Source organism: Streptomyces sp. NPDC050743 (assembly GCF_044456925.1).
Taxonomy (GTDB): domain Bacteria; phylum Actinomycetota; class Actinomycetes; order Streptomycetales; family Streptomycetaceae; genus Streptomyces.
The window spans coordinates 8,634-19,008 of the sequence record NZ_JBITGJ010000116.1 but is presented as its reverse complement, the minus strand read 5'-3'; the positions used below and the strand labels follow the sequence as shown (position 1 = coordinate 19,008).

General features: G+C 69.4%; 11 protein-coding genes and 1 pseudogene. 11 read left to right on the top strand and 1 reads right to left on the bottom strand.

Annotation, left to right across the window (positions count from 1 at the left end; translation table 11 throughout):
- Positions 1-753: RNA-guided endonuclease InsQ/TnpB family protein (locus tag ACIBJF_RS45625; RefSeq protein ID WP_399183368.1), on the bottom strand; the 753-nt coding region annotated here is incomplete at its 3' end.
- Positions 754-796: 43 nt separating this feature from the next.
- Between ACIBJF_RS45625 and ACIBJF_RS45620 the strand changes: the two are divergent.
- From ACIBJF_RS45620 to ACIBJF_RS45570, 11 genes and pseudogenes are all read left to right on the top strand, one after another.
- A pseudogene (locus ACIBJF_RS45620) lies at positions 797-1,321 on the top strand (fumarylacetoacetate hydrolase family protein); the annotation flags it as partial.
- Between the two features lie 148 nt (positions 1,322-1,469).
- Positions 1,470-2,150, top strand: a complete 681-nt coding sequence (locus tag ACIBJF_RS45615) for an aldehyde dehydrogenase family protein (protein WP_399183366.1) — start codon at positions 1,470-1,472, stop codon at positions 2,148-2,150.
- Between the two features lie 176 nt (positions 2,151-2,326).
- Positions 2,327-2,917 (top strand): hypothetical protein, encoded by a 591-nt coding sequence (locus ACIBJF_RS45610; protein WP_399183372.1) that lies wholly within the window; start codon positions 2,327-2,329, stop codon positions 2,915-2,917.
- Positions 2,918-3,718: 801 nt separating this feature from the next.
- A complete protein-coding gene (locus tag ACIBJF_RS45605) occupies positions 3,719-5,242 on the top strand; it encodes a sensor histidine kinase (RefSeq protein ID WP_399183364.1) in 1,524 nt (507 codons plus the stop codon).
- Between the two features lie 74 nt (positions 5,243-5,316).
- Complete coding sequence (locus ACIBJF_RS45600; RefSeq protein ID WP_356309847.1) at positions 5,317-5,709, top strand: roadblock/LC7 domain-containing protein; 393 nt, start codon at positions 5,317-5,319, stop codon at positions 5,707-5,709.
- Positions 5,710-5,712: 3 nt separating this feature from the next.
- Positions 5,713-6,108 carry a DUF742 domain-containing protein gene (locus ACIBJF_RS45595; protein WP_399183362.1) on the top strand — a complete coding sequence of 132 codons (396 nt, stop codon included), beginning with the start codon at positions 5,713-5,715 and terminating at the stop codon, positions 6,106-6,108.
- Positions 6,086-6,709 carry an ATP/GTP-binding protein gene (locus ACIBJF_RS45590; protein WP_356309852.1) on the top strand — a complete coding sequence of 208 codons (624 nt, stop codon included), beginning with the start codon at positions 6,086-6,088 and terminating at the stop codon, positions 6,707-6,709. The genes ACIBJF_RS45595 and ACIBJF_RS45590 overlap by 23 nt, the downstream gene beginning before the upstream one ends.
- Positions 6,672-7,286, top strand: coding sequence for a GAF domain-containing protein (locus ACIBJF_RS45585; protein WP_356309855.1), 615 nt, complete (start codon positions 6,672-6,674; stop codon positions 7,284-7,286). The genes ACIBJF_RS45590 and ACIBJF_RS45585 overlap by 38 nt, the downstream gene beginning before the upstream one ends.
- Before the next feature lie 284 nt (positions 7,287-7,570).
- Positions 7,571-8,659: an integrase core domain-containing protein gene (locus ACIBJF_RS45580; RefSeq protein ID WP_399183360.1), complete on the top strand. Its 1,089-nt coding sequence runs from the start codon at positions 7,571-7,573 to the stop codon at positions 8,657-8,659.
- Positions 8,660-8,752: 93 nt separating this feature from the next.
- Positions 8,753-9,181, top strand: a complete 429-nt coding sequence (locus ACIBJF_RS45575) for a hypothetical protein (RefSeq protein WP_399183358.1) — start codon at positions 8,753-8,755, stop codon at positions 9,179-9,181.
- Positions 9,182-9,518: 337 nt separating this feature from the next.
- Positions 9,519-9,923: an integrase core domain-containing protein gene (locus ACIBJF_RS45570; RefSeq protein ID WP_399183356.1), complete on the top strand. Its 405-nt coding sequence runs from the start codon at positions 9,519-9,521 to the stop codon at positions 9,921-9,923.
- Positions 9,924-10,375: the final 452 nt, after the last annotated feature.

Below are 10,375 nucleotides of genomic sequence, written 5' to 3'. Positions count from 1 at the left end.
GGATGCGGGCTGTCCCTTCGAAGGCCGCCGCCGGGCCATCATCCGCTGATACCTCGCCAGCCGCTGCGCGGCCCGCCTGCCGTGCTCGGCATGCGCCAGATCGTAGGCGTCGTCGGTGGTGGTGGCGGCCTCCTTCCCACCCCAGTCCACGCCCAGGACGCGGCCGCTCTCACAGAGCGGCTCAACCTGAGCCGGGACGACGAAGGACGCATACCAGTGCCCGAGGCTGTCCTGGTACACCCGCACACTGGACGGGTCGGCGGGCAGCTCCCGTGACCACACCACCGTCAGCACGATCCCGCCGGCAAGGTGCAGGCGGCCGTCCTTGAGGCGGAAACCGCGCTTGGTGTAGTTGAGGCTGGGCCGCGCCTCCCGCTTCTTCTTGAAGCGGGGCATCCCGGACCGCCGGTGCTGCGGCAACCGATCCTTGATGTCCTTCAGCGCTTTGGCACGGGACCTGGCGAAGTCCCGAATCACCTGCTGCTGCGGCACGCTCGCGCCCTCAGCCAGCCACGGCGACACCCCGCGGGCCTGGGTCAGCATCTTGTCCAACTGCCCCGGACCGCAGGTCAGCTTCTCGCCACCCGCTTTGCCCTGCACGTGCACCTGCTGGGACTTCGCGACGCACTCATTCCAGAGCCACCGGCAGCGCGCCCACTCCGCTTCGAGTGCGCGCCGCGCGGTAGCCGACAGGCGCACACGGAAGGTGTACCGGGCATGCCCGGTGTCCTTCGTGGTCGCCTCCGTCGTCATGCATCCGAACCTACCCGAGAGCACTGACAGTTGAGAGCTCTCGATGATCGTGGGCGACATCACCGCCGTGCGGGGTGGACGCCGGATCGCCCTGACGGCGATCCAGCTATCCCTGCCCCGCTCCGCAGGAGTCCGATTCCTCCCCGGCCTGACGGCCAGGGCATCCTCGGAGGAACCCGGTGAACACATCGACGCCCCGCGGCACGGCCTCGTCCTCAACCGGCACGGCGAGAGCGTCGGCTATGTGATCGTCGACGACGTCAGCTCCCGCTCGATCAAGGGCGAGAACCCCCTCTACCTGCCTCAGGCCAAGATCTACGCCGGGAGCGCGGCGGTGTCCTCGGCCATCGTGCCCTTCTGGGAGATCGAGGACGCGACCGCACTGAAGATCGGCCTCGTCGTACGTCGGGACGGTGGCGTCGCCTACGAGGCGACGACCACCACGGCCGCGTTCCACCGGCCCCCGCAGGAGCTGGTGGACCACCTCTGGCGCTCCCAGCCGTTCCCCGAGGGCGCCGTGCTGGCCACCGGCACCGGCATCGTGCCCGGACTCGACTTCACCCTCCTGGCCGGGGACGTCGTCGAGATCGCCGTCGACGGCCTCGGGACGCTCTCGAATCCCGTACGCGCGGACCAGCCGAGCTGTACTGGCTGGTCGAAGCGCTCGACCAGCCTCTGGTGCGCCGTGCGCACCGCGCACGACCGCGAGGAGAGTCGTGACCGACACGACTGCCGGCGGGCTCGACGCCGTGCTCGCCGCAGCGGCGGCCGCGGCGCAGCTGCTCGCCGCACTGCGGTCCCGCGAACGGGCCGCCCTGCTCACCGCCGTCGCGGACGCGCTCGACGCGGCGGCCGACGAGCTGGTGCCGCTCGCCAGGGAGGAGTCCGGTCTGCCGGAGGGCCGGCTCCGCGGAGAACTGCTGCGGACGACCGTGCAGTTGCGATTCTTCGCCGGGGTCCTGGAGGACGGCGGCTATCTCCACGCCGTCATCGACCGCCCACAGCCGGACACCCCGCTGGGCTCCCGCCCCGATCTGCGCCGGATGCTCGTCCCGCTCGGACCGGTGCTCGTGTTCGCCGCCAGCAACTTCCCCTTCGCCTCCAGCGTCGCCGGCGCAGACACCGCCTCGGCGCTCGCCGCCGGGTGCCCCGTCGTACTCAAGGCGCATCCGGGCCACCCCCGGCTGTCCCTGCGCACCGGCGAGCTGGTCGCGCGGGCGCTGCACGCGGCAGGCGCGCCCGAGGGCTCCTTCGGACTCGTCTTCGGGCTCGACGCGGGCCGGGACGCGCTGACCGATCCCCGGATCAAGGCCGGCGCGTTCACCGGATCCGTCCCCGCCGGACGCGCCCTGTTCGACCTCGCAGGCGCCCGGCCGGTGCCGATCCCCTTCTACTGAGAGCTCGGCAGCCTCAACCCCGTCTTCGTCACCCCGGGCGCCGTCGCCGCCCGGGGAGCGGAGGTGGTCGACGGATACGTCGCCTCCTTCACCTTGGGCACCGGCCAGTTCTGCACCAAGCCGGGACTGCTGTTCCTGCCGCAGCAGCACAGCCTCGAGGAAGCACTTGCACAGCCGTGCGCGCCGTACCGGCCGCGCGGATGCTGCACCCGGGGATCCACGAGGGCTACCGCAAGCGCTCGTCCGCGATGAGCACCGTCGACGGGGTGCGAACGCTGGCAAAGGGCGGCACGGGCGAGGAGTTGACCGCCGCACCGACACTGCTCGCCACCGCTGTGCGGACTCTGCTGCGCCACCAGGACGCACTGCTGCAGGAGGCGTTCGGCCGGCTGTCCGTCGTGGTCAACTACGAGGGGCGGGACGAACTCCTGGCCGCGGCCGAGGCATTCGAGGGCAACCTCACCGCCTCCGTGCACGCGGAGCCAGGCGAGACGGATCTCGTACGGCCGCTGCTCGCGAGGCTGCGCGAGCGGGCGGGACGGCTGGTCTTCAACGCCTGGCCCACCGGCGTCGCCGTCACCGAGGCCATGCACCACGGTGGCCCCTATCCCGCCACCACAGCGGTGCTCCACACCTCCGTCGGCTCGGCCGCGATCGGCCGCTTCCTGCGTCCGGTCTCCTACCAGGGGATGCCGCAGGACCTCCTGCCGGAGGCGCTGCGCGACGACAACCCGCTCGCCGTGCCGCAACGCGTCAACCACGCCTGACCGGCTCCCTCCGGCGGATGGTGCGTGCAACTCTTGCCGGTGCAGCCGTACTTCACTCACGAAACCGAAGGCGGCCGCACCACATTCCCTGGAGGACGAACACCTCTCCTGGCTCACCCTGCTGTGGCTCGGTGTGAGCGGCCCCGAGCCCCACGTTCGGCACGCTCCGCGGCCGGCACCTCGTCAACGAGGCGTCGTCCGTCGTCATCCTCGGTCTCGCCGCTGGTCGAGTCCTGCGGGCGCACTTCGGCGACGAGCGGCAGAGTTGCTCCACCCGCCGAGGCGGGAGGATGGGTCGGTTCTCGTCCGGTGTGGCGAAAACGACGAGCAGAAGGGGTTGATGCTCTCTTCCGGTGGGCTCCGAGCAGCAGCCTGTACGCGTGGGGTTCTACATCGCTTCGCTCCCGGCTCGCCAGCGGCCGATCCCATAACCGGCGAGAGCACGCCGTCCTGTGGCCATCCGTACGACTGCGCCCGCGGCCCGTCCAACACGGCAAACGCCAACCCCCGCCCCTCCGCGAGGTGTCCGCCGAGCAGCGAGCCGGGCCGCACCAGCCTTCTGGCGACGGCCGCAGGCATGATGCTGGCCGCCGTGCTGGTGGCCGTGTCCCCACTCGCAGGCCTGGGACGGGCGCGTCGAAAGCGAAGTCAAAGGACAACAGTTCGATCTCTGTGCGCACCAGGGGCTGACACCGGAGTCCTGGTGCACGGTAACGTGCGCGCCCGGTCCGATCATCGTACTGTCCGGGGACTGTTATGCCTGATCCTTCCACACCGCCGGACGACCGGCAGGTGTCACCCATGGCCACCCGTGTGACGGCCGAGTCGCGAGCCAGGTTCTTGAGGCGGCGTCAGGTGCTGTGGTCCGTGCTGCCGCCGGGCGTGGTCACCGTAGCCGGTGCGGTGGCCACCGTACTGGTTCGCGATGGCCACCTGGACCGGGTGGCCCAGGACGGAGTTTTCGGCGGCATGGTCCTCATCGGCACCATGGCGGCCGGAATCGCGGGCATACGGGCTTCGGCGGAGGCACGAGCAGTCACCAAACACTGGGCGGAGCTGTCCCGCGCGGCCGACCGGAACCGTGCCGAGCTGGCCGGGCTGACCCGTACCACGGCCGAAGGCAGAGCCGAACTGGAGTTGTTGTGCCGCCGGTTGCGGGCCGGGGAGCGGCCTGCGCGGCGCTGGCCCGAACTGCCTCCGCAGACCGGCCCGGACGAACTCTCCCGCCTCGGATTCGAGATCGCCACGGCCCGGAACGAGGCGGAGGCAGCCCTGCTGGAGACCGCCGCCTCTGCGGTCGGTGCAGAACACAACTCCCGGCTGGAGCAGTTCGAGGTGTTCGCCAACCTGGCACGCCGCCTGGAGTCCCTGGTGCACCGAGAGATCGGCCTGCTGGACAACCTGGAGAACGAGGTCGAGGACCCCGACCTGCTCAAGGGGCTGTTCCGGGTGGACCACCTGTCCACCCGGATCCGCCGCTACGCCGAGAACCTGGCCGTGCTCGGCGGCGCGAACACCCACCGCCAGTGGACCCGCCCCGTCAGCCTGACCGACGTGCTGCGTTCCGCCGTCGCCGAGATCGACCAGTACGCCCGGGTCAAGCTGGTCCCGCCCATCGATGGAACGGTGAACGGCCACGCCGTGGTCGACGTCGTCCATCTGCTGGCCGAGCTGCTGGAGAACGCGACGGTCTTCTCCCCGCCCCAGACCACCGTGCACGTGCGGGTGGAGCCCGTAGCCGCGGGGGTGGCGATCGAGGTCGAGGACCGGGGTCTGGGCATGTCCCCGGCCGAGCGCAACCAGATGAACACCGTTTTGAGTGCACCCGACAAGGTCGCCCTCGGCGAGCTGCTGCAAGACGGCCGGATCGGCCTGTACGTGGTCTCCGTCCTGGCTCAGCGGCACGACATCGCCGTGCAGTTGCTGAGCAACGTCTATGGCGGCACTCAGGCCGTCATGGTGCTGCCCAGCGCACTGCTCGGCCCGCAGCCGGCAGGTCCCCCGCCCGCCCACCACACCGTCCCGACCTCTGACGTGGGGCCGCAGGACCCGGTGGAACCCGAGGTGGCGGACCCCCGGGCGACAGTGGTGACCGACGTTGCGGATCCGCGCGTGCCCGATTCCGCACCCCAGGCCGCCCCGGTGCCCTCCGACGGCGCGGACGACCGTCCGCAGCTGCCTCAGCGCCGCCGCCAGGGCCAAGCCGCCGAACGGCCGCACCCGGTCCCCAGCACCGGTGACGCCGAGGACGTCACACACGACCCCGGCCTGATGGCCGCGTTCCAGACCGGACTGCGCAGGGCCGAGGAAGCGCAGACGCCCTGATAGCCGAGCCGCGCGGAAGGCCCGGGGCCCCGTCCAGCAAGCTTTTTCCTTCCATCGAAGAGGAGTACACGATCGTGGCGAGCGAAGACCTTTCCTGGCTGTTGACGGGTCTGGTGAACCGGGTGCCGCACTCCCGAAGCGCCCTGTTGCTGTCCTCGGACGGGCTGGTGAAGGCAGCGGAGGGGCTCGACGAGGACGCCGCGGACCAGTTGGCCGCCCTTGCCAGTGGGCTGTACTCCTTGGCGCGCAGCGCGGGCCGGCACTTCGACGACGGCGGGGACGTACGACAGATCGTCACGGAGCTCAGCACCTCGCTGCTGTTCGTCTCGTCCGCCGGGCACGGCGCGGTGCTGGCGGTGCTGGCCGGACGCGAGGCCGACGCGGCGGTGCTGGGCTACGAGATGGGGATGATGGTGAAGAGCGTGCGCCCGCACCTGGCCACACCGCCCCGGCATCCGGTGGGGTGACCGATGACGCCGGTCCTCCCGGACGGACCGCTGGTCAACGAAGCGGCCGGGCGGCTGGTCCGTCCCTACACGGTGAGCGATGGCCGGACCAGGGCCACGTCCGACTTCACTCTGGTGACCATGGTGCGGGCCACCGGCGCCCAGACCCAGGGCGCCTTCGGCCTGGAGCATGCACAGGTGCTGGCGCTGTGCGAGCGGCCGGTGAGCGTCGCCGAGGTGGCGGCCCGGATGCAGGTGCCCGCCGCCGTGGTCAAGGTGCTGCTGTCCGATCTGACCGAGGGAGGCGCGGTGGTCGCAGGTGATGCGCCCCCGGCGCACCCGGCGTCCCCGGGCCACTACGTACGACCTGATCGAGACTTCCTGGAAGCGGTACGCGATGGCCTCCTCAAACTACTGTGACCCGCTGCCGGCCGAAGTCCTGCCGGTGGGGATCAAGGTGCTGGTCGCCGGCGGGTTCGGCGTGGGAAAGACCACCTTCGTCAACGCGCTCAGCGAGATCGAGCCGCTGAGCACCGAGGAGACGCTGACCGCCGTCAGCGCGGCCACGGACCGGCTGGACGGAGTGGAGAACAAGGCCACCACCACGGTGGCCCTCGACTTCGGCCGGATCACGCTCAGTCCGTCCCATGTCCTGTACTTGTTCGGCACGCCCGGACAGGAGCGCTTCTGGTTCATGTGGGACGAACTCTCCGAGGGAGCGCTCGGGGCGGTGGTTCTCGCCGACACCCGCAGGCTGGAGCACTCCTTCGCGGCGGTGGACTTCTTCGAGCGGCGCGGCATGCCCTTCGTCGTCGCCGTCAACGAGTTCGACGGAGCCCACCGCTACCGCGGGGAGGAGGTGCGGACCGCGCTCGACCTCGGTCACGAGGTGCCGGTGGTGCTGTGCGACGCCCGCGTTCAGAGCTCGGGCATCCGCGTGCTGCTCGAACTGATTCAGCATCTGCTCACGACAAGGAGTTCCCATGGCACCGACACCGACCAACCCCTCCTCCGGGCCTGAGTCCGGGATCGCCCTGCGCCACCTGCTCCTTCCCCCGGAGGACCCCCAGGTGCGTGCCCGATCCGAGCGGCTGCGCGAGCTGGGCATCGATGCCCGTCCGGATGCGGAACTCGACGCCTTCGCACGGGAACTGGCACACCGTACCGGCGGCTGCTACGCCGGGGTCAACTTCTTCCTCGACGCCGACCGCCAGTACTTCGCAGGCTTGTACAGTGCCGCGCAGGACACCACGGCCCACGTGGGACCGCCGTTGCTGGAGGACCCGGTACCCGGCCGCGTCATGCCCCGCGACATCGACATGGGCATCTGCCCGCACGTGGTCAAGCGCCGCCGGGCGCTGGTGCTTGAGGACATCCGGGACTTCCCGCGGTTCGCCGGTAACCCGGTGGTCGACGCGATCGGCGTCCACTCCTACCTGGGCGCACCGCTGATAGACAGCACCGGCGTGGTGCTCGGTACGATCTGCGTGGTCGACCAGGACCCACAGCCGTGGGGCCGCAAGGGGCTGGAAACCATCAAGGCCATGGCCGCCGAACTCGTCGAGCGGCTGGAGGAGTCGGCGCACCGTCGCAGCTGACCGGCTGCCCGACTCGGACGCGGCCGCCCCGGAAGCGTCCCCGGCGCGGCCGTCCAGCATCCGAACGCGGCTCCCGCACGCCGACTCTGCCCATGAGTCCGTCGCAGCAGCACGATCAATCGGGCTCCCGCAGTTGTCCGCATCCACGGCAGAGCACCGCCCCCAGTGACTACATCAAGATCCCTTGCACCGCGCACACTGCTTCCCTGTGCCGTTCAGAAATGCGTTGCTGCAGGTCGTATGGGGTCTGGTGGTGCTCAGGGCCGCCTGGGACGATGCCGCGGGTGATTGTCGCGCTGGTCTATCGGGTGGCGAGGAAGCTGTTGTCGGTCCCGGTGTTGCTGCTGCGCCGGCAGGTGGCCAAGGACGCCGAGCTTCTTGTCCTGCGGCACGAGAACGCGGTGCTGCGTAGGCAACTCGCAGGTCCAGTGCGCTACGAGTCGGCGGACCGGCTGTGGTTCGCGGCGCCGTCCTCGCTGATACCCCGGCGCCGCTGGGCGCAGGTGTTCCCAGTGACTCCCAACACCCTGCTGGCGTGGCACCGAAGGCTCGTCGCGCGCCGGTGGGACTACAGCAAGCGCAGGAGCAAGCCGGGTCGGCCACCGACCGCGCAGGCGATCAAGGAGTTGGTGCTGCGGCCGGCGGAAGAGAATCCGCGCTGGGGCTGCCGCAGAATCCAGGGCGACCTCGCACGGCTCGGGCATCGGGTCGCAGCCTCCACGGTCTGGGAGATCCTTACCGCCGCCGGAGTGGGTCCCGCTCCCCGCAGAGGCGGGCCCACGTGGCGAGAGTTCCTGACGGCGCAGGCCGACGGCATCATCGCCTGCGACCTCCTGCACATCGACCTGGTGGATCTCCGCCGGGTCTACGCGATGGTCTTCCTCGAGCACGGCACGCGCCGCTTGCACATCGCTGGCGTGACCGCTCACCCGACCGCGCAATGGACGGTGCAGCAGGCCCGCAACCTCGCCGCCGAATTGGGCCTGCGCTTCGAGTCGCTGCGCTTCCTGATCCGCGACTGGGACAGCAAGTACACCGAGTCCTTCGATGCGGCCTTCGCAGCCGAGGGCATCGAGACCCTGAGGACGGCGCCACGGTCCCCGCGGATGAACGCGCACTGCGAAAGGGTTATCGGGACACTCCGGCGCGAGGCCCTCGACCACCTGCTGCTCTTGAACGAAGCCCACGCGCGACGCGTCCTGGACGTCTACGCCCGCCACTACAACGGCCACCGTCCCCACCAGGCCCGAGGGCAACGGCCTCCTCTTGCCGATGACTCGGCCATGCTGTGTACCGATGAGAGAACCACGCAGCCGCTCATACGCACCCGCATCTTTGGCGGTCTGATCAACGAGTACAGGTACGCAGCTTGACCAGCCACAATGAGTTTCTGAACGGCACAGGCTCGGGCTGAGAGCCACGGATTCGACAGGGGGGCCGAGTTTCGCGCCGTCGCCATCACCAACGTGAGTAGCGTGAAATTCCACCCCCATTACGGCTTCGGCGTGGACACCGGCACCGGCTGCTTCGCCGACGCCGCGGCGGCCGGCAGGCTCACCAGCGGAGAAAACACCGTCCCGGACGACGACAGCTCCGCCGGCATCCTCGTCCTCGACGACTCGGAGTCCGGGGGCAACCTCATCGTCTACCCCAGCCGCACGGGAGACGCCTCCTACCCGCCGTGGATCGGCCCGGACGCCGACGGGCAACTCACGTGCCTCGTCGCCGACATGCTGATCCTGCGCCATCACGACCTGCTGCCGAACCGGTCTCAGCAGGTGGCCTGCGGGAGCCGGCAGCGGTACTGGCAGACACCACCAAAGCCGGGGTTTCAGAGTCCCCGGAAAATGACGGTGAGCCTTTGCCTGCCCCCCAGTTATCCCGCCTCGTCCTGAACAGGCCAGGGAGGTCCCCCACCATGATCAACACCTCGTCGTCCTTTCCCGAGCGGATCGAGCTCTGGGGGGAGGGGCTCGTCCTCCGCGACTGGGCGGAGGTGGACCTGGCCGCGATGCCAGAGCTTTTTGACCACCCCCCGACATCGCGTACTGGACACCGATCGTCTCCCCTTTCGACGAAGCGGCCGCCAGCGCACGGCTGGACCGGGACCGGCACTTGCGGGCGGAGGGCACGGCCATCCTGCTCGCCATCACCGTCGACGGCGGCGCACCGCTCGGCGAGGTGATGCTGCGGCGTACCCCCGAGGGCACAGAGCTCGGCTGAACTTGGTCATTGGAACTCCAGGACGCCGACGCCACCGCCAAGCACCTGATCAGGGACCGCAACAGCAAGTACACCCGGACGTTCGACGCCGTCTTCGAGGCCGAGGGCATCGAGATCATCACCACCGGCATCCGCATTCCCCGTATGAACTCCATCATGGAGCGCTGGGTGCAGACCTGCCGACACGAACTCCTCGACCCCACCCTGACCCGGAACCAGGCCCACCTGTTTCACACGCTCGCCGAGTTCGATTCCTTCTACAACGAGCACAGGCCGCACCAGAACCTGCAGAACGCGGCGCCCCGGCGACCGGTCCCCGAACCGATTATCGAACCGGAACGACTCAAGCGGTTGGACGTACATCGATGTGATGGACCCGGCGGCATCCCCCACGAATACGCACATGCAGCTTGACCTGCCCGGACGCAATAATCGGCACCCACAGGGTATCGGCGCATGGGCCCGTCTTGCCTTGGCACTCCATGGCGAGAGGGAGCGGATAGGCCAAACGAGGAGTATCAAACAAGAAGTCATATCATATGTCGTGTCGGAGTACAGGTGTCGCCGATGTCCGAATAGCCTGCAATCGATCCCGTTCTACAGGTCAGTTCGGCCTGGAGAAAGACCCGGGATCGAAGGGTCCGACGGCGGATGAGGGTGGCGTAGCCAATCCCAAATTCCGGCTTCCGTGGGCCCGATCAGGAATCCACCCCGATTCCAGCCCGCTCGACAGAGGAGCACCACCATGACCAAGATGACCCGCATCACCAGTGTGCTAGCAACCGCCGCCGCCGGCCTGATGCTCCTGAGCATCCCGGCCCTCGCAGACGAAGGCGAGCTCAAGACCAACGCCGACCTGGTACAGG